Here is a 24,956-nt window from a genome sequence, read left to right as displayed (position 1 = left end):
GTGGTTCATCTACTTGTTCGAACGCTGGTAGTGCTGGCGCTGCTACTGGGCCTGGCGCCGCGCCACGCCGCCGCGCAGGCCGCGCCCGACACCGCCAACGCCGTGCTGCGCACCGTGCCGGCCGCCGGCACCGTGCTCGACCACGGCTGGAAATTCAAGGCCGGCGACGACCCGGCCTGGGCCCGCCCCGATTTCGACGACCGCGCCTGGGCGTCCATCAACCCCAACCAGCACCCGCAGCTGCTGACCCAGGTGCGGGCGGCCCGCATTGGCTGGCTGCGCCTGCGCCTGCAGGTGCCGGATAGCCTGCGTACCCGCGCACTAGTGCTGCTTTTTCAGCAAACCTGCGCTTCCGAGGTGTACCTCAATGGCCGCTTGCTGCACCGCTACGGGCGGGTGAGTGCCGTGGCCGGCCAGGTGCGCCCCGCCGGCTTCACCGCCGACCCGCTGGAAGTGCATTTCAGCGGCCCTACTGAGCAGGTGCTGGCCATCCGGTTTGCGCCCTGGCCGCCGCTGGCGTGGTTTAAGGACAACATCAACTTTATGCGCGTGCGCATCACGGGCCTGCCCGGCTTGCTGAAGCGCAACGTGGAGCGGGCAGTGGGCCCGGTGGCCAATTTTGCCACCTTCGCGGTGTTTTTGCTGCTGAGCTTGCTGCATTTATCGTTTCTGCGCTACAACCCGGCGCAACGGGCCAACTTCTATTTTTCGCTGTATGCCGGGGCCGGGGCGCTGGGTTTTCTGGCGCTGTACGGCGGGTGGCAGGTGCAAGGCATGGCCAGCACGCTGGCGCTGGGCATGGTGGGCGATGTTTTTCTGCTGATGAGCTATGTGTGGGCGGTGCGGGCGCTCTACGCCCTGTTTGAGTACAAGCCGGGCCGCACCTACACAGGCCTCTGGGTGGGGCTGGTGGTCTGCCTGGCGTTGAGCGAGTTCACCCAGCTCACCTCGTATTCGGTGCTGACGAGCTATTCGTTCGCGTTTTTCGGCTTCGTGGCGCTGGCCAGCGCCGAGCAGCTGCGCCTCACCATGCGGGCGCTGCGGCAGCGCAAGCGCGGGGCGGGCATCATCGCGGCCGGTTTTGTGGGGGCGCTGGTGTTTGCCTTCATCTACGCGATGCTGATTATCACGCAGGCCCAGATTTCCTTCCGGGTATCGTCGTCGCTCGTGGCCCTGATGGCGCTGGCCCCGGCCCTGAGCATTTCGCTGTTTCTGGCCCGCGAGTTTGCCCTGAACAGCGAGCTGCTGCTCGTGAAGCTGCGTCAGGTGCAGGACCTATCGGCCCAGACGCTGGCCCAGCAACAGGAAAAGCAGGCGCTGCTGGCCGCCCAAAACGAAGTGCTGGAGCAGCAGGTAGCCGCCCGCACCGCCGAGGTAGCCGGCCAGCGCGACCGCGCCGAACAAGCCCTCGGCGAGCTCAAAACCACCCAGCACCAGCTGGTGCAGGCCGAGAAAATGGCTTTCCTGGGGGAGCTCACGGCGGGCATTGCGCACGAGCTGCAAAACCCGCTCAACTTCATGAAGAACTTCGCCGAGGTGAGCACTGATTTGGTCGATGGCATCGACGGCGAACGGCACGACCCAACCCAGGGCGCGGGCCTGGAAGCCGAAATTCTGGTTGGCCTGAAGCAGAATTTGCAGCAAATCAGCCAGCACGGCCAGCGGGCTTCGTCCATCATCAAGGACATGCTGGCCCACTCGCGGGCCGGCACCGGCGAGCGCCAGCCCACCGACCTCAACGCCCTGGCCGACGAGGCGCTCACGCTCGCTTACGAAGGCCTGCTGACGACCGACAAGTCCTTCCGGGCCACGCTGGCCCGCGAGTTTGACCCGGGCCTGGGCCCGGTGCCGGTGCTGCCGCAGGACCTGGGCCGGGTGCTGCTAAATATCTGCACCAATGCGCTGTACGCCGTGCGCGAGCGCCAGCTGGAAGCCACTTTGATGATAACCGCTGGAACGCCAGCAGCTGACTACGAGCCCACCGTGACCGTGCGTACCGGCCGTGCCGACGGCCCCACGGTGGAAATCCGGGTGCGCGACAATGGGGTGGGTATGCCGGCCCATGTTCAAGAAAAAATATTCGAGCCGTTCTTCACCACCAAGCCTACCGGCGAGGGCACGGGCCTGGGCTTATCCATGAGCCACGACATCGTGACCAAGGGCCACGGCGGCACGCTCACGGTGCGAAGCCGCGAGGGCGAGGGTACCGAATTTCTCATCACGCTGCCCGCATAATGAGGCATTAATGGTACATTTCGTGCAGATGCCCGGAGCCGGAATTTCTTCCGGCGAAAGGTTTCGGCGGAAACAGTCAAATTTGCGGCCTGTGCCGCATTCTCGGAGATGTTTTCGAGGCTGAAATAATCTACCCATACTTTCTATTCTGCTATGAGTCAATCGGCTGGTTACGGCGAACTGATTATTTCAGCTTTGGTGGCCGTGGGCATCGTGCGGGGGCTGAGCAAATTTCTGGACCTGCCCCAGCGCCTGCCCCGCTGGCACCGGCTGCTGAACTATATCTGGGTGCCGGCGGCGGCGCTGTTTCTGGTAATGGCCGTTTTCAAGCTCCGTTCGCCGCTGATTGGCGAGGGCTACTGGCTGCTGGTATTGTTTCTGCTGTTGGCCGTGCTGCTGGCCTTGCGCCACTACCGGCCGGCCCGCACGCTGCTGTTTGCCATGGCCCCATTCGTGGTTTATAAGGCGCTTGAGCTGCTGCTCGATGATAGCAACGGCAAATTACCCAAAGCCTACGACGCCTTCATGGACACCACCCAGGGCTTCGTGCTTATCTGGCTGGTTACCTTTATTTTCATTGCCCGCAGCCAGAAAAAAGCCCTGGAAAAGGAGCGGCTGCTGCGCGAGGAAGACGAAAAAGCCAAGCACCTAATCGAGGCCCAGAACGTGGAGCTGGAGCGGCTGGTGGCCGAGCGCACCGCCGCCCTCACCACCCAGGCCGAGGAGCTGCGCGGAGCCCTCACCGAGCTGCGCACCACGCAGGCCCAGCTGGTGCAGAGCGAGAAAATGGCCAGCCTCGGCGAGCTCACGGCCGGCATCGCCCACGAGATTCAAAACCCGCTCAACTTCGTCAACAACTTCGCCGATGTGAGCGTGGAAATGCTGGACGAGCTGCGCGAAGAACAGGCCCGCCCCGAGCGCGACCTCGACCTGGAAGCCGAGCTGCTGCGCGACATTTCCCAGAACCTCCAGAAAATTCATCACCACGGGCAGCGGGCGGCCAGCATCGTGAAGGGCATGCTGGAGCACAGCCGCGCCAGCACCGGCGAGCGCCAGCCCACCGACCTCAACCACCTCGCCGACGAGTACCTGCGCCTGGCCTATCAGGGCCTGCGGGCCAAGGATAAATCCTTCAACGCCACACTGGTAACCGATTTCGCGGCCAACCTGCCCCAGGTTGAAGCCGTGGGCCCCGACCTGGGCCGGGTGCTGCTCAACCTGTTCAGCAACGGCTTTTATGCCGTGCGCCAGCGCCAGCTGCGGGGCGAGGCCGGCTACGCGCCCACCGTGAGCGTGAGCACCACCAGCCAGGGTGATGAGGTGGAAATCCGGGTGCGCGACAATGGCCTGGGCATCCCGGAGGCGGTGCGGCAGAAGATATTCCAGCCCTTCTTCACCACCAAGCCCAGCGGCGAAGGCACCGGCCTGGGCCTGTCGCTGAGCTACGACATTGTGACCAAAGGCCACGGCGGCAGCATTACCGTCGACTCGGAGGAGGGCAAATACACCGAGTTTCTGATTAGCTTGCCTATTAATCCGGCCGGGTAGCTGTTGAGTCTTTATAAAGCGGATTCCAGGCCATTTAAGGCATTAAAAATGAATAATTGAAAATGAGATAATCAAGTTCTTAATTTTTAATTATTCATTTTTAATTCCTTGAATAAGCGGGCCCTCCACTTGCCTGCTTATCGGACTACCACTGTTGCTAAATTGGTGCCCGAAGCTGCCAGCGCCCCCTGCCAGCGCAAACCTGCAGCACAGCCACCCGGTTGCGGTGGCGCGGGCGGGTGCCGACAGACTGTGAATGTCCAAGCATGTATCTAAAAATTAGTGTGTTGATAAGCTGCACTCATCCCCTGTTCGCCTGGCGGATGGTGCGGCGGGTGGGTTTACTAGTGGTGCTGGCCGGGCTGCTGGCCGGGTCGGTAGCGGCCCAGCCAGCTTCCATCCCCGCCCAGAGCCGGGCCGTCGATAGCCTGACACACCTGCTGGCGCGTGCCCAGCCCGATACTACCCGCGTGCTGCTGCTCTGCCAGCTCAGCGACCAGCTCTGGACCCAGCGCACCGACTCGGCGGCCGTGTATGCCCGCAAGGCGCTGGCGCTGGCCCGCCGCACGGGCTACCGCCGGGGCGAAGGCGCGGCCCTGAACCGCCTGGGCGCGGCCCTGCGCGAAAGCAATCTGGCCCGCGCCCTGGAGCTGTTTCAGCAGTCGCTCCGCATTGCCCAGGTCACCCACGACCGCGCCCTCGAAGCCCAGAACCTGCGCAGCATCGGCATTATCTACGTGTATTTGCGCGACAAGCGCCAGGGCCTGGCGTACTATTTCCGGGCCCTGAAAATTGGCGAGCGGCTGGGCCATGAGCGCCGCATCGTCATCGAGCTCAGTAACATTGGCCTGGCCTACGACCTGTTCAATCAGCTCGATTCGGCGCGGCTGTACCAGGAGCGGGCCTACGCCCTGGCCCGCCGCCTGCACACGCCCACCAACTACATTCTCTACGGCCTGGGCAACGTGGCCCGCAAGGAGGGGCAGTGGGCGCAGGCCCGCCAGTTCTACCAGCGCAGCATTGCCGAATCGAAGGTGGTGCACCACCTGCGCAGCAGCAATTTTGCCTACGTGGGCCTGGCCACGCTCTGCCAGCAGGCCGGCCAGTCCGATTCGAGCATCTACTACGCCCGCCTGGGCTGCCAGGCGGCGCAGGTCAACGGTTTTCTGCGCGGCGTGCTCAACGCCAGTACCTTATTGACCCGGAATTTCAAAGCCCGGGGCCTGGCCGACAGCGCCCTGAAGTACCAGAGCCTGATGCTGGTGATGAAGGACACGCTGTTTGGGCAGGAAAAGGTGATGCGCCTGCAAAGCCTCAACTACCGCGAGCAGCAGCGGGCGCAGGCCGCCGCCGCCAGTCAGGCGGCCCTGCGGGCGCGCTACCGCACCTATGCCCTGGTAGCGGGCCTGGTGGGCCTGCTGGCCCTGGCGCTGCTGCTGGGCCGCCACGCCCGCCAGCAGCAGCGCGCCCGCGAAGCCCTGGAACAGTCGCTGGCCGAGCTGAAAACCGCGCAGGACCAACTGGTGCAGCGCGAGAAAATGGCCTTTCTGGGCGAGCTCACGGCGGGCATCGCCCACGAGCTGCAAAATCCGCTCAACTTCATGAAAAATTTCGCCGAGGTGAGCACCGACCTCGTCGACGACATCAACGGGGAGCGGCGGGGGCCCGCCCGGGCCGCCGGCCTGGAGGCCGAGATTTTGGCCGGCCTGAAGCAGAACCTACAGCAAATCAGCCAGCACGGGCAGCGGGCCACCTCCATCATTAAAGACATGCTGGCTCACTCGCGCTCCGGCACCAGCCAGCGCCTGCCCACCGACCTCAACGCCCTGGTCGGGGAGAGCCTGCGCCTGGCCTACCAGGGTTTGCTGGCCAAAGACAAGCAGTTTGAGGCCCAGCTGGAGACCTTGCTCGCCCCGGACCTGCCCGCCGTGGCCGCCGTGCCGCAAGACCTGGGGAGGGTGCTGATAAATCTGTTTACCAACGCTTTTCATGCCGTGCAGGAGCGCCAGCGCCAGCTGCCCAACGCCGCCTACCGCCCCGAAGTGAGCGTGACGACGCGCACCGTGCCAGCCGGGGTCGAAATCCGGATTCGCGACAACGGCACCGGCATGCCCGATGCCGTGCGGCAAAAAATCTTCCAGCCCTTCTTCACTACCAAGGCCCTGGGCGAGGGCACGGGCCTGGGCCTGTCGCTCAGTTTCGACATCGTGACCACCGGCCACGGCGGCACCCTGAGCGTAGAAAGCGCGGAAGGCGTGGGCACCGAATTTGTGGTTACGCTGCCGACGTAGCGCGAAGCGGTGCTTCGCGTCCCCGCGCCGTTGAAGCCGCCCGAGTGGCGCGTGAACGCGAAGCGGTGCTTCGCGCTACGGCCCGCCGCACTTAACTTTGGTGCTATTCGCTTACTGAAAACATTTTTCATGCAAATTCTGGTTGTTGATGACGAAACGGACGTGCGTGACTTGTTCATGCAGCGGTTTCGGCGTGAAATCCGCAGCGGCGAGCTGAAGTTCAACTTTGCGTTTTCGGGCGAGGAAGCCCTGTTTTTTTTGCGGGCGCACCACTCCGAGGTCCTCATCATTCTTTCCGATATCAACATGCCCGGCATGAGTGGGCTGGAGCTGCTGGGCCACGTAAAAGAGGAATTCGAGATGCCGCCCACCACCATGATGATGATTACGGCCTACGGCGACGATGCCAGCCACCGGCAGGCCATGGAGCTCGGAGCCAATGACTTTTTAGTTAAGCCGCTGGATTTTTCCGTACTCAAGAATAAGTTATTGCAATTGAAATCCTGACATGCCACGTCCGGAGTATTCCAGTAAGTAAGTGGTTCGGATTGATGCCGTCGCACGCCATCCGCCGGGCGTGAAAACGCGCCAACCGCCCTGCTTCCTCAACACTCGCTGCTATGAAAACGAAAATACTGGTGGTCGACGACGAAGCCGACCTTGAGCTGCTTATCCGCCAGAAGTTTCGGCGCAAAATCCGCGAAAACGTCTATGAGTTCGTGTTCGCCACCAACGGGCAGGAGGCCATCGAGCGCATTGGCGAACACCCGGATATCGACATCATCCTCAGTGACATCAACATGCCGGTGATGGACGGGCTCACGCTGCTTTCGCTCACCCATGCCCAGCACCCGGCCATGAAAACGGTGATTGTGACGGCCTACGGTGACCTAGCCAACCTGCGCACGGCCATGAACCGCGGCGCGTTCGACTTCGTGATTAAGCCCGTCGATTTCACCGATTTGGAGCTCACCATTGAGAAAACGGCCGACCAGGTGCGCCAGCTCCGCGACACACTCCGCGCCATTCAGGAAAACAATATCCTGAAAATGTACGTCGACGAAACGGTGCTCAACTTCATGACCCGGCCCGACTTCAAGAACCGCCTGCTGGCAAGCGAAACGGTGGACGTGACGGTAGCCTTCATCGATATCTGCGGCTTCACGTCGATGTCGGAAAAACTGAGCCCGACCGACGTAGTGGGCCTGCTCAATAACTACTTCGACCTGATGGTGAAGGAGGTGATTGCCCAGGGCGGCTACGTGGATAAGTTTATGGGCGATGCCGTGATGGCCGTGTTCCGGGGCGAGCACCACCTCGACCGGGCCATCGACGCGGCGTTGTCGGCACGGGCAGTGCTCCAGCAGGATACCACCCCGCTCCCCGCCGGCTTCGAGTACCGCCCCGAGGTTAGTATTGGAGTGAATACCGGCGAAGTCGTGTCGGGCAACATCGGCTCGGTATCGCTCAAGCGCTTGGATTACACCATTATCGGCGATGTGGTGAACCTGTGCCAGCGCCTGCAGTCCTCGGCCAAACCCGGTCAGATTATCATCAGCGAAGCCGTGTATCTCAAAGTGAAAGAGTCCTTCAAAGGCCAGTACGTGAGCGAGGTGACCCTAAAAAACAAGGCCGAGCCCGTGAAAATCTACGAGGTGATGGAGTAGCAGCGGTGAGGCATTTTCTTAATGACTAAAAGAACGTCATGCTGAGCGAAGTCGAAGCATCTCTACCGCGCAAGTAATAATTACTGCTGCGGTAGAGATGCTTCGCTGCGCTCAGCATGACGTTCTTTTTCGTGCCCATCAGGGCAACTGTGCTACCGCGCCAGCGCGCGCATCTTCTCATTCTGCTGGCGAATGCGCTGGCACAGCATCCGCAGAATGTTGCGGAGCACCTCGCCCCGCTCCTCCATCAAATCGTAGAAATCCTCCTGGTCGAGGCGGAAGGCCAGCACCTTGCTTAGCGCCGCCGCCGAGGCCGACCGCGGCTCGGCATCAAGCAAAGCCAGCTCGCCAAAAAAGTCGCCCGGCCCGAACGTAGCCAGCTGCTGGCTGCCGTTGAAAATGCCCACCTGCCCGTCGTGGACCACGAACAGCGACGTGCCGATGTCGCCCTTGGCGAAGATTTCCTCGCCCTCGTAGAACGTCACCTCCTTCATGATGGGCACGATGCTGCTCAGGACGTTTTCGGGCGTTTGCGAGAACAGGGCCGTGCTTTTAAGCAGTACTACCCGCTCCAGGGCGGAGATTCGGGCTTCGGAAGCGGGAGAATGACTCATGGCATGGGCGTGAAAAGGAGGGGCGGAAACAGTGTGGCCCGTGCGGGCGGCCAGGGCCCTGGCGGCCAGCTGGGCACTTTCGGCCACTAGCGCGTTGGGCGACTGCAGGTAGGGCTGTAGCAGGGCCGCCGCATCGGGCTGCGTGGGCTGCCAGGTGCGCAGGGCCACGCCCAGCGTCCAGGTGGTGAAGGAGCTGTGGCCGCGCCGGAGCAGCAGCACGGGCAAGGGCTCGGTGAGGGTAGCGGGATGAAAAACCGGCCGGGCCACCGCCATCGTCCGGGGAGCGCCACTGCCGGACCGCGCCGGCCGCAGGGCCCGCACCAGCTGGTCGTGGGCCGTGATAGTGGCAAACAGCTGGGCTTTTTCCGCCACGGAAGTATCGTCGAGCAGTGCCTGCAGGCCCAGGTACACCGGGCGCGGAATCAGGTTGTCGAGAATTTCGAGGGCATTGGCCTGGCGCTCGCGGGCGGCGTGGGCCACGTTGCGCTGGGCCGTGGCCACCAGCTCGGCATCGTAGAGCTGGGCCAATAGGCCAAACACGCGCTGGTGCAGCAGCATCAGCTCGTAGCCGACGGCCGTGTGCAGCGCCGGCCGGTGGTCGGCGGCCAGACCGCGCAGCAACTGCGCCGCCAGGGAAAATTCATCGCGCAGCAAGTGCTCGAAGATGGGCGCTTCGCCGGGCACGGCCGGAAACCGGCGCAAGGCCCGCAGCGCCACCCCGCGCGAAAACAGGTTGCTGCCCTGCGCCAGCGCCACCAGCGCCGCCCGGCTGGCGGGCGTGTCGAGGCGTTCGAGCACGGTGGCCAGGCGGTGCAGGTGAATTGGGCTGGGCGAGTGGTGCAGGGCCTCGCGCACCAGGGGCACCATGGCCGGCCCCAGCGCCACCAGGCTGTCGGCGGCGGCCTGCCAGCGCTGCTTCTCGCCGAGGGCGGGTGGCAGGTGGTAGGCCAGCCGGGTGTGGGGCAGGGTGCCAATGGCCGTGAGCGCCGCGCTGGCCAGGTCCGGGTCGGGGCTGGCCAGGCTGTCATCAATCAGCTGGTTCTGGGTTTCGAAGGGAAAAAACGGGAGCAGCGCCAGCGCCGTCCGGCTGGTGACCGGAGTCGGATTTACGAGTAACTGCCCCAGGTTATAGTGCGCGGCCTCGTGTTCGGGCCGCGTTTCGAGGCAGCCCCGGATGGCTCCCTGCCGGGCGGGCAGGTCTGCGCTGGCCAGCAAGCTGGTCACGGTGGCCATTTCCGGGTCGGCGGCGGCCAGGAGGTGGGCGGCGGCTTCGCGCACGGCGGCGGCGGGGTCGCGCAGGGCCAGGGCCTGCAGGGCTTCGGGGGGCAGCGGGCGCACTTCGATGGTGGTGAGCAGAGCCAGGCGCACCCGCTCGTCGGCGTGTTCGAGCAGGCTGGGGGCGTGGCCGGCCAGGGCTTTGGGGTCGCGCTGGCGCAGCCAGGCCACGGCATTGAGCACCTCGGGCGGGCGCGGACTTTGCAGGTGCGCCAGCACTACCTGCAGGGCCGCATCGGGCAGGGCCAGCTCGGCGGTTTCGGCAAAGCGCCGGCCCAGGCCTTCGCGCAGCTCGGCGAGGTAGCTGTGGTAGGTGCGGCGCAGAAACAGCAGCGCCAGCAGCAGCAGGGCCCCCATCCAGGCAAGCGGCAGCCAGCCATCGAGCAGGCCACTGTAGCGAAAGGCGAAGAACAGCAGGCCCGTGAGGCCCATGCCCAGGGGCTCGTAGAAGCCTTTGGCCAGGGTGTGAGCCGCCAGCCGCTGCTGCGGGGCCAGGGGCTGAAACAGAACCAGAAAAACGGGGTCGAACACGCTGCGGCGCAGCACTTCGAGCAGCAGGTACAGGCCGCAGAAGTAGATGAGCAGGCCCGTGGGGGTGTAGCTGCTCACGGCCTTAATTATCCCGAAACCCAGCAAGAAGCCCAGCGCTACCAGCGGCAGCAGCCGCAGCGACCACTGCACGCCATAGCGCTCCAGGGCCTGCCGGCTCACCAGCAGCTTGAAGAACATGGCCGCCAGGTAGGTCAGGGCCAGTATCCAGCCCACCGATTGGGTGACGTCGGCCGAGTCGTGAAACTTGTGCTTCACGTTGACAAAAAACATGTACTCGACCCCGGTGAGCGCCGCCGCGATGGCCAGCAGGCTGAGGCACATGGCCAGCACCAGCTCGCTGCCGCCAAACAGCTGCCGGGCCAGCTGACCTGGCTGGTGCTGCGGGGCACGGGCCGGCCGCGCCGCCGCCTCCACTACGTGCGAGCGCAGGGTGGCGCGCAACGCAAACAGGGCGCCCAGGTAGGCCAGAAACGACACGCCCAGCAGCACGGGCAGCTGCGCCTCGCCGTGGATGAGGGCCGCCAGCACGGCCCCCAGGGCCTTGGCCGGCATGTCGCCCGAGCTGATGATGCTGAACAGGCGCTTGCTCTGCCGCACATCAAACACCACCGCCGATACGCCCCAGAACTCCAGATTGGTGAGCAGGTAAATGACCCGGTAGCCCGCCATGATGGCCACGGCCGCCGCCACCGAGTGGCCCACCACCACCAGCACGCCCAGCACGCCCGTGAGGGCCACCACGGCCAGCAGCGCCCGCACGGCCAGCTTTTTCAGCAGATAGTGGTGCTCAAAATGCGTGTACACCTTGCCCACGGCCATCATGGCCAGGGCCCCGGCCACGTAGCCCAGGGGCAGGCTGTGTTCGGGGTCGTGCTCCAGCAGCAGCACGTTGGCCGCCACGTACACCAGTATCGAGCCGATGCCCAGCAGGAAATTGTGCAGCAAAAAGAGCCCCACGGTGCGGGTTTCGCTGGCTTTGATGCCAAACAGGCTTTGCAGAGAGGAGGCGGAAATCATGCGAAAGAAGGAGGCTTTGCCAACGGGCACGGCCGTAGCCAAAGATAAGGAAGCCGGCTAAGTAACAGGACAACGTAGGCCAGCAGCCACGGCGATGCAGATGCCTCTACCGAAATAAACCCCGCAATTGTGGCCAGGCCTTGCACCAGGATGCAGCAGGCGAAAGCTCATAAAACAAGCGCGCCTATCCTGCCGAAAAGTGGCGGATGGGCGCGCTGAGACTAGCCAGGTGAAAAGTACCTTACAAGCGGAACTGCGCCCCCACCTTGATGCCAAAGTTGTTGGTGTCAGGCCTGTCTCGGTACGTGAGGCGGTGGATGAAGTCGACCCGCAGAAACTTGAAAATGTTTTCGACCCCGTAGCCCACCTCCACATAAGGAATGGAAATGGGACCGGGCAAGTCCGGAGTATCGCCGTTCACGCGGCGGCTTCGGTCCGATAGCTTGCCGTAGAGCACGTTGCCAGTCGCCACAAAGCGCCAGTTCAGGGCCCGGATGCCGGGGATGGAGTTCAGGCCCAGGCCTTCAAAATGGTGGTCGAGGCGCAGCGTGGCCGAGCGGTCGGTGACGAACTCAAAGTAGTTCATCAGGTTGAAAGCGTTGGCGTTGTAGAACGGCGTCTGGTTGCCCAGCGGGGTTTTCAGAATATAGTAGGGCAGCGCCGTGGGAATGTAGCTGGCCTCGGCCCGGTAGTTGAGGCGGCCCAGGTAGCCCACCGAAACGCTGTGCGAAATGGACAGGTTGAACTTGTGGTACATAAAATCGCCCTGGGTCCAGTCGATGGCCCCCAGCGTGTAGCGGAAGCCAAATACCGGCAGCCGCTTCAGGCCCACGGGGCGGCGGCGGTTTTCGTTCTGCACCAGGTTTTCGTCGGGGGCGTAGCGCGACTCTGAAACCAACTCGCTCAGATGCAGTATGTTGGAACCAGGTTCGTCATTGACGGGTGGCCCACCGTGAATGGAGTGGCGGCGAATATCGAACAGCGGATTAATGTTCTGATAGCGCAGGGTTAGGGTTTGGGTGAAGCCGTGAAACAGGTCGCGCTGCATGCTCAGCGAGGTGAGGTCGCGCAGTACCGGCCGGCCCTGGCGGAACCGGCCCCAGCGCGAAGCGGCCACAAACAGGTTGTTGTTGTCGAGAAAGTCGTTGTCGAGCAGTGCGGCCTGCTCCACGTCGTGCCTGAATTCGCCCGAAAACACCGTCCAGTGACGCCGTTCGGCGATGTAGTTGACGCGGACTCCGTACTTAAAACGACCATCCAGGGTGCCGTAGGCCACGTAGGCTTGCGTGAGCCAGTCGCGACTGATGAGGGGCGTGGTCCGAAAGCCAAACCGGAAGCGGTTGCCCTCCAGGTCGTTGCGGGAGTAAATGGTAGAAATAGGCCCCAGGTCAAGTTTTCCTACGCGCTTGTAGCCGTTCACCAATAGCTCCACCCAGTCGAGCACGTTGCGCACCGAAGGCAGCTGCTTGGCCGAGTCGAGCACGGCAAACGTCTGGCGCTCCGACAGGCTGAGGGTGTCGGGACGGTGCTGGTCGAAGTAGCCGCCGCCCGCGCCGCCCTGCGGCAATCCGCTCAGCAGGTCACTACCCGAGCCTTTTTCGGTGGGCTCCATCAGCGACGACACGATGGGCTGGTCGTAGAACCCGGTTTCGGCGTGCAGTTGGTTGCGCACGAAGTTGCTGCTCACCGTAGTGAAGCGCACCAGCATGGCGGCCTGCTTCTCGTAGGGCCGCACACTGAGCACCAGCTTGGTACGGGTGGGCAGGCCCGGGCCCTCGGTGGGCGGCGTGAGCTCCTGGGCAATGCGCAGGTCGCTCACGAAGTTGATATTGGCGTCGGGGCTGGCCACTACGTCGATGCGGCGCAGGGCGTAGCCCTCGGCCGTAACCCAGATGGTGCCCTTGAAAGCCAGGTCGTGGCTGCGCCTGGGCGTCACGCCAATACGATAGCACCAGTCCTTGCCCACGAATACCGAGTCCTGCAGCTCGTACTCATAGGTAGCGCGGCCGCCTTCGGCAATGGGCGAGATGAAGTCCTTGCCCAGCACGTTCTGCCAGTTGGGGTAGAAGTCGAAATTTTGAAAATTCGAGCCCAGCATTTGCGAAAGCACCGAGCCTTCGCGCGGGCCCACGCCGCGCATCTGCTTGTGCAGTAAGTCTTCGCGGCGGCGAATGGGGGCGTTTTTTTGATACACCCGCGAGCTCACTTCGGAAGCAAAAATGGGCAGCGGCGCATCGGCATCGGTGGCGGCGGCGGCTCCCTGGCGCACGGCCAGCGCCCGGATATCCTTGATAACCTTGCGCCTGGTCATGCTGGCCGGCAGGTCAATCAGGCTGGTTTCGATGCGGTTGTAGGAATCGTACTCGGCGGCTTTCAGCGAAAGACGGCCGTTCTCGGGCTTGTGCTTCTGCACTTCGCGCAGGATGCGGAAGGCGGGATTTTCGGGCTGGCGCGACGACACCACCACTTCGGCCAGGGCCACGCCGCCGGTCTTCAGGCGAAACAGCACCGTCTGCACGGCCGCGTCGCTGAGTTTACGTCGCTGCGTGGCAAAGCCCATGGCCGAAGCCGCGATAGAGTCGGGAGTACCCGATACGGCCAGCTTAAACTTGCCATCGGCATCGGCCGTGACGCCGGCACTGGTGTTGGGAATAAAAATGGAAGCAAACGGCACCGGTTCACCGTTGGTAGCTTCCACTACCTGGCCACTGATAATAATACGCTGGGCGGCAGCTGGAAATACCCACAGGCATACCAGGAGCAGCGGAGCAAGAAATTTCATAAGCAGTATAAAGAACCCAAATGCGAGACCTGTAGTGGTCCGGCAATTTACGCAAAGCGTAGGAGCCGCCCAAGTAGTTCCTTATCAAAAATTGGAATTTTTTAGTGAAGAATTAAACCCAGCGGGTAAACGGTTGTCGGGGGCCGGAGTGCAATTTGCCCGGAATTGCGGCAACGGCTCTGGTTGGCACCTTTTGCCCTGAATAGCTTTCTTGGCGGTAGGCATAAAAAGCCTGCTGAATAAACCCATAAGCCGCTTCCGGCTGCGAATTTGCTTACGCTATTTCCGCCGCGGCACTGGCCCCGGCCAGCCAGATGGTGGTGCCGGGCGGCAGGGTTACGGGCGCGGCAAAATCAAGCAAGAGGCCGCGGGTAGGAATGTTGCTTTCCTCAGAGCGGGTGATTTCTTCCACTGTGGCGTACGCGGCGTGGCGGGTGCCATCGGGCAGGGCCGCCACCACGGCCAGCGCGGTGTGCAGGGCGTAGGCGGCCAGCAGGGGCGTGGCCGCCTGGGGCAGCGCCAGCAAGCCCAGGCCGGGCAGGGGCCAGGCGGCGGCCACGCGCATTAGGAGCATAGAAGTTGGCATGAGGGCGGCGGTCACAATAAGCACCCCGAAAACGGGGCGTGTCCGGCGGGTAAAAGCTACGCCGCCCCGCCGTTTACACCTCTACCTTGAGCGTGGCCGGGGCAGTAGTTATCTCAAACAGCTCGCCATGGGGCACGATGGTAATCTGGCCGTACTCCTGAAGCAGCATTTTGTAGGCGTCGGCCACGGGGCGGGGCTTGCGGTCGAGGTCGTAGAGGCCGCAGGCATTCACGGTACCCACTTTGCGCTCCAGGCCAATGTTCCAGTCAATCTGGTCGATGAGCGAATACCAGGTGAAGCCCAGCACGGGTACGCCTTCCTTGCGCATTCGCAGGATATTTACCCACTGTTTCCAGAGCCAGGTAGAGGCCTCTTTGTCGCCGAGGGTGTTGGTTTCGGTGTGCATCACCGGCTTCTTATAGCGCTGATAGTAGTCGCGGGTAATGTTGTACCAGCCCAGCACGTCCATGCTGGTCACGATTTCGCCATTCGGCAGCATAATTTTTTCGTTGCGGCCGTAGTAGTCGTTGCCCATCACCTGGTAGCCGGGCGGCTCACCGGCCATAAACCAGTCGTACTCGCGGCGGGTCAGGCCGTTGTCGTAGAGGTAGTTCAGCACGTCGCCTTCGGGGTGATGGCCGTAGAGCAGGTCGAGGGAGGAGAAGCGCATCTTGTTCTGCATCTGCACTTCGAAGGTGTGCTCGGCCCGCAGCTCGTGGGTAAATTCGGCCGACTCGCTCTGCACGATGATGCAGTCGGGCCGGTGCTTGGCAATGCGCTGGGTACCCATGATGCTGGCGGCCACCAGGTGCTTCAGGGCTGTCACAAAGGCCTTGTCCGACTTCAGCTGCTCGTTCCAGATGCCGTCTTTAGCGCTCATCTTGGCCGTCACGTAAATCTCATTCACCGGCGTGTAGTAGCGCACCCAGGGGTAGCGCTTGGCCACGGCCTCGCAGTAGGCCGCAAAATGCACCGGCAGCTCGGGATTCTGGAAATTGCCCAGCCAGTCGGGCACCCCAAAGTGCATCAAATCCAGAATTGGGGTGATGCCCAGGCGCTGCATCTCGGCCATGGCCAGGTCCGCGAACTCCCAGTCATACTTCGTGGGGCTGAGCTGAATTTTGTAGTACGGCAGGCCGTAGCGCAGCACTTTCAGGCCCATTTCCTTCACCAGGCCCAGGTCCTCTTTGTAGCGGTTGTAGTGGTCGCACTCGGCCAGCAGGTCGCGGCGGGTTTTGCCGTTATCAATGGTCGGGTAGCTGCACTCGATGCCGGTGGCAAACATGAAGTTGTTGGGTAGGCCGGTGGGCAGGCCGTTGCCGTTGTGCCCGGTGGCCCCGCCAAACTGGTCGCCTTCGTAGTTGCCGTCGCCGAAATGCTCTTTAATTTCTGTGAGGAAGGATTTCATGGGGTTTGAATTATGATGTCAAAAAGGAACGTCATGCCGAGCGCAGCCGAGGCATCTCGCGTGCAGCAGTAATTCAATCGTTAGCTACGCTGACCTCCGGTTCAACGATGCGAGCGAGATGCCTCGGCTGCGCTCGGCATGACGTTCCGGTTGAGTAACGGCATTACCCATCCCGCCGCTGTTGTTGCTCCAGAAACTTATCGGCCGTGCGCAGGCTCAGCGCCATGATGGTCAGGGCCGGGTTCACGCTTAGGGCGCTGGGAAAAGTAGAATTGTCGGAGATGTACAGGTTGGGTACGTCGAAGGCGCGGCCGTTGGCGTCCACCACCGCGTCGTCGCCGCTCAGGCCCATGCGGGCGGTGCCGATGACGTGGGCGTAGCGCCCGAAAGCCCAGATGTCGGTGGCTCCCGCCGCTTCCCAGATGCCCCGCATAATTTTCTCGGCGTGGGCATTCATGCGCTGCTCGTTTTCCTGGGCCGTGAAGTGCAGGCGCGGCTTGGGCAGGCCCCGGGCATCTTTTTCCTCGGCCAGCTCCAGGAAATTGTCGGCGTGGGGCAGGCAGTCGCCCAGGATATTGATGCCGGCCACATGGTTGAAGTTGCGCATGTAGTCGCGCAGGGGCTGGCCCCACAGCTTGCGGCCCCGCGCCACCTGCCCGGCAAACGTCACCGGCATCACGCCGATGCTTTGCAACAGGTAGCCGCCCGCAAAATCAGCGTCTTTCGGTCGGTGGGTGTCCTGCGAAATCAGTCCGCCTGGGATTCCCTTGTTGGGCCGCACGGCATCCTCAAAAGTACCCCACACCTGCACGCCGGGGTGCGCCATCAGGTTGCGGCCCACCTGCCCGCTGGTCAGCGCCAGCTCGTTGAGCAGCAACAGGCGCGGGGTTTCTACCGAGCCACCGCACAGGAACAGGTGGCGGCAGCGCTGGCGCAGCTGCTCGCCGTTCCGGGTGTACACCACGCCCGTCACGAAGCCGCGCTCGTCGCGCTCAATCTCGGTCACGAAGCTGTTGGGACGAATGTCGGCCCCGTGCTTCACGGCCAGCGGAATAAACGTGACGTCCATGCTGGCCTTGGCCCCGTTGGAGCAGCCCGCCTGGCAAAAGCCGCGATTGGTGCAGGCCTCGCGCCAGCCCACGCCCTCCTGGTAGTAGCGGGCCGAAAGGGCCGCGTTAGCCGCCGGCGACGTCATGATACCCAGCTTGGCGGCTCCGCGCACCATGAGCTGGGCGGCGCTATTCAGCGGCAGCGGGGCCAGCGGGTAGCCCTTGCGCCGGGCGGGGCCCCAGGGGTAGGGCGTCGGCCCCGAAATCCCCAGAAAACCTTCCAGCTCCTCGTAGTACGGCTCCAGCTCTTCGTAGCCAAACGGCCAGTCCTCGCCCCGGCCAAAGTCGCGCTTCAGGTGCAGGTCGTCGGGCAGGGGGCGGGGCGTGTAGGCGGTATAGTGCAGCGTGGAGCCGCCCACGCCGGTGCCGGAATTGTTGCGGCCCATGGCCAGCGGGTCGTGGCCGGCGGCCAGCCGCTCATCGTTCCAGAACAGAAAATCCTGGGCCTGCTCGTCGGTGGCGAAGTCTTTTTTGGCATCGTGCCAGGGGCCGGCTTCCAGGGCCACCACCTTCAGGCCGGCCATGGCCAGGCGGGCCAGCAGCGGGGCGCCCCCCGCCCCCAGCCCAATCACCACGCAATCAACTTCATCGGCCTCGGCCGGAATGGATTGGGGCTGTTCCTGGGGCGTGTCGACGGGGGCCGGGGCGGGCGCGGGCTCGTCGGCCATCAGCGCCCGCAGCAGCGGGTCCTGAATTTCGGGCATTACTGGGTTGAGGACACCTTCTTCGAGGATTTCTTCTTCGGGCATGGTAGCAATGGGTGAATGAGTGAATGGGCAAATGAGTGACTGGCCAAGAGAGTGAAAGAGTGCAGACGCAATGGTCATTCACTCATTCGCTCATTCGCTCATTCACCCATTGCCACTTCCCGTTCCTCGCGTTCGTTAAGACCGATTTTCGGCCAGGCGGGCAGGTCGGCCATGCCCACGTAGCCGATTTCTTCCTGGGCCAGCGGGTGGGCGTAGTAGGTGGCGGCCAGCTCAGCCAGCAGCTCTTCAAAGAAGCGGCCGGCATCCAGGGTTTGCCAGGTGGGGCCCGCCGGGTGGCCACCGGCCAGCGTATGCAGCACGGCATCCTGTTGCGCGGCTTCCAGCGCCATAAAATCAGCTTGAAACTGCGCCTGCGCTATTTCCTGAATGCCGCCCAGCCCCATGCGGTAAGCCTCGCGGTCGGGGGGCAGGGCATCGTAGCGCCAGCCGTCGGCGCGGCCTTCGGCCAGGCGCTGGTCAATGGCGGGGGCCAGGGCAATGGGCTGAGTCGGTCGGTCGGGCTGCGGAAAAAGGCGGCCAGCCACGGCTTCGAGCAGGGCAAAGGTTTCGGGGGCCAGAAACTGGGGCGCATACGCTACCGGCGCATCGAGCCGCGCCAGCAGCGCCGCGCGGGTAGCGTCGGAAACGTGAGCGGTGTCGAGCAGGGCGCGAACGGTGCCGCTGGGATAAGCTGGTGAGGACATAGCAAGGGAGCAACTGATGCAGCACCGCACTACACGGTTCCGCTAACAACTCCTTACGAGCAAAATCTTCCCGGCGGCTTACTCTGGCAGCTTTTAGCAGGTGTAATTCTGAATAACCGCTATTACGGCAGAGACTTTATCCGAACTACGCAGGCGGTGGTAGCGCGAAGCGGTGCTTCGCGTCCCCGCGCTATTTGGCTGATTCTACTGGCGCGGAGACGCGAAGCACCGCTTCGCGCTACACCAGTGAACAATGCTATTATTTCATCAGCATAATCGCGGCCATGGTTTCGATACCATCCCAGAGGTTGCCGAGGCGAATGTTCTCGTTTTCGGCGTGCTGGTTGTTGTCGTAGTTGGCCACGGGCACCGTGACGGTGTGGGCCCCCAGTTCCTGCTCGAATACGCGCAGCGGCAGGGTGCCGCCCATGCTAGGCAGCTGCACTATCCGGTCCGGGGTCGTGGTTTGCACGGCGGCTACTACCTGGCGGGCAATGGGTAAGTCGAGGCGGGTGCGCTGGGCGTTTTCGCCTTTTTCAGCGTTCACCTGCACCAGCAGCGGGTACTGGGCGCGCTCGGCATCGGTGGGCTCGGCCGCCACCACGTGGTAGCCCTGGCGCTCGATGTGGCGGACCACCTTCTGCACCTGGCGCTGCGCGTCGTTGCCGAGCACCAGGCGCAGGTCCAGCACGGCCGAGGCCACGGTGGGAATGACGTTGGCCGCCTGCGCGCCCACGTTGGCGCTCTGCATACCATTTATATTGAGGGAGGGCTGATTGAGCAGCTCCACCAGCGACTGCCCGGTGCCGTAGGGGCGGGCAAAGCCCAGCTCCTGCCGGATGGTTTCGTCGAGATTGGGCACCTGCGCGAGAGCGGTTTTCTCGGCCGGCGTCAGCGGCGTCACGTCGTCGTAGAAGCCGGCCACGCGCACCCGGCCGGTGCTATCGGTCATCGAGGCCAGCAGGCGGGCCAGCGCCAGGGCGGGGTTGGGGGCCCAGTTGCCGTAGTGCCCGCTGTGCAGCGGGCGGCGCGGGCCATACACTTTCAGGCTCATGTTCACATCGCCCCGCGCGCCGAATACCACCTGCTTGCGGCCCGACTGGTGCACCGGCCCGTCGCAAATCACCCACAGGTCGGACGCCAGCAACGCCTTGTGGCGGGCCAGAATCTCGCCCAAATGCGTCGAGCCCCGCTCTTCTTCTCCCTCAAAAAAGAATTTCACGTTGACCTTGGCTTTCAGCTTGCTGGCCACCAACGCCTGGTAGCCGGTCAGAATAGCCATCACGCCGGCTTTGTCGTCGGAGGCGCTGCGGGCGTACAGCCGCCAATCAGGATTGAGGGGCTGGCCCGCCGCTGGGCGGCTAGTGAGCTGGCCGCCGCGGTCGAGCGGGCCGGTGGCGAGCACTGGCCGGAAAGGTTGAAGGCCCTCGCGCCACTGCGCGGGGTTCACGGGCTGGCCGTCGTAGTGCGCGTAGAAAATGATGGTGCGCGTGGCCCCGGGCGTGCGCACCTCGCCAAACACCGCTGGCGGCACGCCCGGCGTGGGCGCCGCCAGCAGCCGTGCGCTGATGCCGCGTCGCTGCATCATGCCCTGCACAAACAGGGCCGTGCGGCGCAGGCTGGCCGTATCGGCCGCTACGTTTGGGATGGCCACCAGCTGCTCAAATTCCGTGAGCAGCTCCTGCTCGTGGGCCTGCCGAAACTGCCGCACACGCTGCATAGGGTCGGTGGACGGGGTGGCTCCCAGCCCCGCCAGCAGGGCCAGCGCAAATAGCTTTTTCATAGTCGCAAACTACAGGTATTTCGAAGCTGAGGGACTGGCTTTAAGCGAAACGGAATCAGGCCCAACAAAAAAGCAGCCGACCCAGGGCCGGCTGCTTTCTCAAAAGAACAAAGCGAAAACGGGCTATTTAAACAGCGCCAGTGCTTTGATGAAGGTTTGCGACACGCCCCAGGCCAGGGGGATGCCCACGAATAGCCAGGCCAGAACTGCCGAGCCGCCGGAGCCAGCGTCCGTGGTGGCGGGAGTAGAAGAATTTGGTTGCGGGTTCATATCAAAATCAAGTTAGAAAGTGAGGAATGGGCGTTCTAGTGGCCTGCCGAAGCCCCCGTGACAACTCCTTTAAAGGCATACCGCTCGTTCACGGCCGTAACCAGCATGTTGGCGATGAAGCCAACTACCAGCACCCCGGCCATGGTGTAAAACACGGTTTGGTAGGCGGCGGCCCCGGTCAGGCCCTTCGCTTTTTGCTGGTCGTGCAGGTAGTTCACCAACAAGGGTCCTACTACGCCCGCCGTGCTCCAGGCCGTGAGCAGGCGGCCGTGAATGGCTCCTACCTGCATGGTGCCGAACAAGTCGCGCAGGTAGGCCGGGATGGTGGCAAAACCACCGCCGTACATGCTCAGAATCACGCAGCACACCACCACAAACAGCGTGAGCGAGGCGCTGGCCATGAGCGTGGGGGCCAGGGCGTAGAGCCCAATGCCGAGGCCAAAGTAAATCATGTAGGTAGGCTTGCGGCCCAGCTTATCCGACGCCGACGACCAGAAGAAGCGGCCCAGCAGATTGAACAGGCTGAGCAGGCCCACGAAGCCCGCCGCCGCCGCCGCCGTCACGCCCCGGCCCGCGCCCATGTTGGCGTCGGAAAAGGTCTCCTGAATCAGTGGTGAGGCGGTTTCGAGCACGCCGATGCCGGCCGTCACGTTGCAAAGCAGCACCACCCACAGCATCCAGAACTGCGGCGTTTTGATGGCATTGTCGGCGTCTACGTTCGAGCTGGTGATGAGCGCGCTGTGCTGGGCGTTGGGCACGTAGCCCTCGGGCTTCCAGCCCTCGGCGGGCACCCGAATGGTGAACACGCCGAACATCATGAACACCAGGTAAATAAGGCCCATCACGATAAACGTGGGCGCTACGCCCATCGGGGCCACGTCTTTGAACTGCGCCATGAGGGCCACCGCCAGCGGCGAGCCAATCATCGCGCCGCCACCAAAGCCCATGATGGCCATGCCCGTAGCCACGCCCGGCCGGTCCGGAAACCACTTGATGAGCGTGCTCACCGGCGAAATGTAACCGATGCCCAGCCCGATGCCGCCCACGAAGCCGTAGCCGAAATACACCAGCCAGATGCTGTGCAGGTGCACGCCCAGCGAGGCAATCAAAAAGCCGCCGCCGAAGCACAACGCCGAAGCCAGCATGGCCTTGCGGGGCCCCACACGCTCCAGCCACTTGCCAAACACGGCCGCCGAAAGACCCAGCAGCACAATAGCGATGGAGAAGATAACGGCCAGCTGGCCCGGCGTCCAGTCCAGCACGTCGGGCTTGTCCACGTTGCCGCTGATGAGGGCCCCCATGGGCTTTTTGAACACGCTGAAAGCATACGCCTGCCCGATGGCCAGGTGAATGGCCAGGGCCGCGGGTGGTACCAGCCAGCGGTTGTAGCCCGGGCCCGCCACGGTGCGGCTGCGGTCAAGCAAAGAGGAATTTTCGGTCATGAAAATGTGAGAATAGAAGTGAACAGATACGTGTGAATGAGGAGATACACCGCTTCGCCTAAAGCCCATGCCCCCAGCGAGTGGAAAGGTAACGGGCTTTTTAACAGATTGATTACCCGGAAATGTGAAATGTTGCTAAACAACTATAGCTGGTCTGGGTGAAGAATGACGCTTTGCCTAATGAAGAATGAGGAATGAGGAATGAAGAATTGGAAAGTGGGCCTACAGGTCCGAAATTCCTCATTCCTCATTCCTCATTCCTCATTCCTCATTCCTCATTAAGCGAAGCGTTACTCGTCGCTGCTGAGCTTGCCGCCGGTAACGTGGACCAGGCTGCCGGTCATAAACGAGCCGTCCTGGCTGGCCAGCAGCACGTACGCGGGCGCAATCTCCTCGGGCTGGCCGGGGCGCTTGAGGGCGACTTCGTGACCAAACTTCTCGATTTCGGCCAGCGGCATGGTCGCCGGGATGTTGGGCGTCCAGACCGGGCCGGGCACCACGCAGTTTACCCGAATGCCGCGCTCGCCCAGGTACAGCGCCAGCGACTTGGTGAGGGCATGAATGCCGGCCTTGCTGGCCGCGTAATCCACTAGAATCGGAATGCCCGTGATACCCACGATACTGCCCGTATTAATGATGCAGTCGTCCTTTTTCAGATGCGGAATCGCGGCCTGCGCCATCCAGATATACCCCAGAATATTGGTGTCGAAGGTGCGCCGAACCTGCTCTTCCGGAATATCCTCGAACTTCTCCTGGCTCATCTGAAAGGCCGCGTTGTTCACCAGAATGTTCAGGCCGCCCAGCTCGGCGCGGGTGCGGCGCACGGCGTGCTTGCACTGCTCCGGGTCGCGCACGTCCATTTGCAGCAGCAGGCACTTACGCTTCTCCTTTTCCACCAATTGCTTGGTTTTCTCGGCATCCTCCACATTTTCGTTGAAGATGATGGCGACGTGGGCACCTTCCTTGGCAAAGGCAATGGCCACGGCCCGCCCAATGCCCGAGTCGGCCCCGGTGATGATGGCGACTTTGTCCTTGAGCTTGCCGGCGGCTTTGTAGTTGGCCAGGTCCGAATCGGGCTGGAGCTTCATATCGGCCTGTTTGGCCGGGTAGGGCAGCTTCTGGGCGGCGGCCTTCATGTCTTTGGCCGTGGGGCGGCGCTCGGCTTTGGGGGCCGGGGCTTTGGGGGCGGTGGGCTTTTTGGGCGCGGGCTTGGCGGCGGCAGTGGGCTTTTTGGGAGGCATAAGCAGGTAAAATAAGTGGCTGCATCTTCTTACGGAAAAGCGCGCAAAGCGGCGGTTGTCCGCCCCAGGCGCTGTTGGGCATGGGCCGATGCGCCCGTTCCCGCCCGTCGGGGTTCCCATTCCACCAAATCGCGCCCGGCCAGCCAGAAGCAGCAAGCCGAAACCCCCAACCACGCCGTGGTTGGGGGTTTTCGACACACCACCGGCAACTGCTCAGCCGCGGCCGAAGCCTGGCCGCCGGGCATCAGCCTGGGTCAGGTTCAGGGTATTGGGGCGGACGGGCGGCGGGGTACCGATGTCGGCGATAGCGGCCATAGCCCCACGCCGTGCCCCACATGCCCACCAGCGGCCCCACGAAATACAGCCACAGCGCGGGGGCCTGCCCCGCCGCCACGGCCGTGCCCAGCGTGCGCGCCGGGTTCAGGCTCATGCCCGAGAGCGGGGCCTCCACCACGATGAAAACCGCCAGTAATGCGCCCACCAGCGCTCCCGCCCATTTTTTGAGCCGGGCCGAGTGCAGGGCCACCAGCAAGGCCAGCATCAGCAGGGCCGAAATAACGGTTTCGGCGACCAGCGCCACGGCCCAGCCGTGGGGGCCCGCCAGGGGCCGGGTGGTGTTGTAATGAATGAGGGAATGGCCAAACCACGGCCCCAGCAGGCGCGCCATTGCCGCGCTCGCCGCCAGGGCGCCGCTGAATTGCGCCAGCCCGTACCAGAGCGCGTCCACCGTTTGAACGTGGCCCAGCTGCCAAAAGCCCAGGGTCACGGCGGGGTTGAGGTGGGCTCCCGAGCGCCGGCCCCACGGGGAGTACGACAGGGCGGCCACCAGCGCCCCCATCACCACGCCCAGGCCTATGCGCTGCACCCACTGGGGCCCCAGCGCCCGCGCCACTGCCGATACCGGATGATGGAACACCACGGCCGCGCCGCCGGATACGGCCACAAAAACCGCCAGCCCGGCCGCCTCGGTCAGATAATGCCGCCAGTGGCGGCGCAGGGTCAAAAGCATATCGGCAACCGAAACCATGAAGCAAGCGCGGAGGTGGTGTCCATGGCAACGCAAAACCACCGGCAGGGTTAGCCAATGTTCCTTAATGCGAAGCGGCGGCTAACGAGTAAACGGGGCCCGGCCCGCTCATTTAAACTCGTTTCCGCAGTGGAAACAGTGGAAGCGGTGGCCGCGCACCGGAAACCGCAGCAGCACCGACAGCAGCCCCGACCAAAACCCATACGTATTGCGCGTGGCCGGGCCATAGGCCACGTCCGATGACCCGCAACGGGGGCAGCGCGGGGCCACCGGGTCGGGGGCATCGGCGGCGAAGGAGGCGATATCCGGGCCGGTAGCCAGCGGCACAAGTTCCTCACGCAGAATTTCCAAGGCCATTTCCGCATCGCGCTGGCGCACATGTAGCCGCACGCCCCCCGTGATGGAGCTGTAAAGCGGCATCATCGACACCAGGTTCTCATTGCTGAGAAAGCACGGAATGCCCGCCGCCTCCAGCCGCGTGCGGGCCAGATTGGCCGCCATCGGCTCGTAGTACGATTCGAGAAAAACGACGGACTCGGGACGGGACACAGGGGAGGAATTAGAAGTTAAGAGTTAGGAGTTAAGAGTTAAAAATTGAAATCGCTCTGTTAGCTCATAATTCATAATTTGTAACTCTTAACTTCTAACTCACAACT

At 63.2% G+C, this 24,956-nt stretch carries 17 protein-coding genes; 5 read left to right on the top strand and 12 right to left on the bottom strand.

The features are described from left to right. The 5 genes from ABD819_RS13035 (at position 1) to ABD819_RS13015 (ending at position 7,741) form a co-directional block, all read left to right on the top strand. A complete protein-coding gene (locus ABD819_RS13035) occupies positions 1-2,235 on the top strand; it encodes an ATP-binding protein (RefSeq protein ID WP_345125024.1) in 2,235 nt (744 codons plus the stop codon). A gap of 153 nt (positions 2,236-2,388) precedes the next feature. After that, complete coding sequence (locus ABD819_RS13030; protein WP_345125022.1) at positions 2,389-3,783, top strand: sensor histidine kinase; 1,395 nt, start codon at positions 2,389-2,391, stop codon at positions 3,781-3,783. Between the two features lie 287 nt (positions 3,784-4,070). Beyond that, entirely contained in the window at positions 4,071-6,074 is a 2,004-nt protein-coding gene (locus tag ABD819_RS13025) for a tetratricopeptide repeat-containing sensor histidine kinase (protein WP_345125020.1), read from the top strand. Between the two features lie 129 nt (positions 6,075-6,203). Beyond that, positions 6,204-6,581: a response regulator gene (locus ABD819_RS13020; protein ID WP_345125019.1), complete on the top strand. Its 378-nt coding sequence runs from the start codon at positions 6,204-6,206 to the stop codon at positions 6,579-6,581. A gap of 113 nt (positions 6,582-6,694) precedes the next feature. After that, positions 6,695-7,741, top strand: a complete 1,047-nt coding sequence (locus ABD819_RS13015; protein ID WP_345125017.1) for an adenylate/guanylate cyclase domain-containing protein — start codon at positions 6,695-6,697, stop codon at positions 7,739-7,741. Between the two features lie 152 nt (positions 7,742-7,893). On the opposite strand, the gene ABD819_RS13010 is transcribed toward ABD819_RS13015, so the two are convergent. The 12 genes from ABD819_RS13010 to ABD819_RS12955 all read right to left on the bottom strand — a co-directional run bounded on the left by ABD819_RS13010 (position 7,894) and on the right by ABD819_RS12955 (position 24,849). Next, positions 7,894-11,199 (bottom strand): cyclic nucleotide-binding domain-containing protein, encoded by a 3,306-nt coding sequence (locus tag ABD819_RS13010; protein WP_345125016.1) that lies wholly within the window; start codon positions 11,197-11,199, stop codon positions 7,894-7,896. 241 nt (positions 11,200-11,440) lie between these two features. Next, the gene (locus ABD819_RS13005) at positions 11,441-13,981 is read right to left on the bottom strand and encodes a DUF5686 and carboxypeptidase-like regulatory domain-containing protein (RefSeq protein WP_345125014.1); all 2,541 of its coding nucleotides are present in this window, start codon (positions 13,979-13,981) and stop codon (positions 11,441-11,443) included. 274 nt (positions 13,982-14,255) lie between these two features. Then, the gene (locus tag ABD819_RS13000) at positions 14,256-14,555 is read right to left on the bottom strand and encodes a hypothetical protein (protein WP_345125011.1); all 300 of its coding nucleotides are present in this window, start codon (positions 14,553-14,555) and stop codon (positions 14,256-14,258) included. Between the two features lie 85 nt (positions 14,556-14,640). Beyond that, entirely contained in the window at positions 14,641-15,975 is a 1,335-nt protein-coding gene (locus tag ABD819_RS12995) for a family 1 glycosylhydrolase (RefSeq protein WP_345125009.1), read from the bottom strand. A gap of 163 nt (positions 15,976-16,138) precedes the next feature. Continuing rightward, a complete protein-coding gene (locus ABD819_RS12990) occupies positions 16,139-17,833 on the bottom strand; it encodes a GMC family oxidoreductase (protein WP_345125006.1) in 1,695 nt (564 codons plus the stop codon). Positions 17,834-17,931: 98 nt separating this feature from the next. Beyond that, a complete protein-coding gene (locus tag ABD819_RS12985) occupies positions 17,932-18,537 on the bottom strand; it encodes a gluconate 2-dehydrogenase subunit 3 family protein (RefSeq protein ID WP_345125004.1) in 606 nt (201 codons plus the stop codon). A gap of 259 nt (positions 18,538-18,796) precedes the next feature. After that, entirely contained in the window at positions 18,797-20,320 is a 1,524-nt protein-coding gene (locus tag ABD819_RS12980) for a M20/M25/M40 family metallo-hydrolase (RefSeq protein WP_345125003.1), read from the bottom strand. Between the two features lie 123 nt (positions 20,321-20,443). After that, complete coding sequence (locus tag ABD819_RS12975) at positions 20,444-20,590, bottom strand: MFS transporter small subunit (protein WP_345125000.1); 147 nt, start codon at positions 20,588-20,590, stop codon at positions 20,444-20,446. 35 nt (positions 20,591-20,625) lie between these two features. Further along, entirely contained in the window at positions 20,626-22,032 is a 1,407-nt protein-coding gene (locus ABD819_RS12970; protein WP_345124998.1) for an L-lactate MFS transporter, read from the bottom strand. Positions 22,033-22,322: 290 nt separating this feature from the next. Beyond that, positions 22,323-23,168, bottom strand: coding sequence for an SDR family oxidoreductase (locus ABD819_RS12965; RefSeq protein ID WP_345125074.1), 846 nt, complete (start codon positions 23,166-23,168; stop codon positions 22,323-22,325). A gap of 349 nt (positions 23,169-23,517) precedes the next feature. Further along, complete coding sequence (locus ABD819_RS12960) at positions 23,518-24,300, bottom strand: aquaporin (protein WP_345124997.1); 783 nt, start codon at positions 24,298-24,300, stop codon at positions 23,518-23,520. Between the two features lie 108 nt (positions 24,301-24,408). Next, positions 24,409-24,849, bottom strand: a complete 441-nt coding sequence (locus tag ABD819_RS12955) for a putative signal transducing protein (protein WP_345124995.1) — start codon at positions 24,847-24,849, stop codon at positions 24,409-24,411. Positions 24,850-24,956 lie beyond the last annotated feature (107 nt).

The organism is Hymenobacter antarcticus (assembly GCF_039539545.1).
Classification (GTDB): domain Bacteria; phylum Bacteroidota; class Bacteroidia; order Cytophagales; family Hymenobacteraceae; genus Hymenobacter; species Hymenobacter antarcticus.
This window is presented reverse-complemented; position numbering and strand designations above follow the sequence as displayed.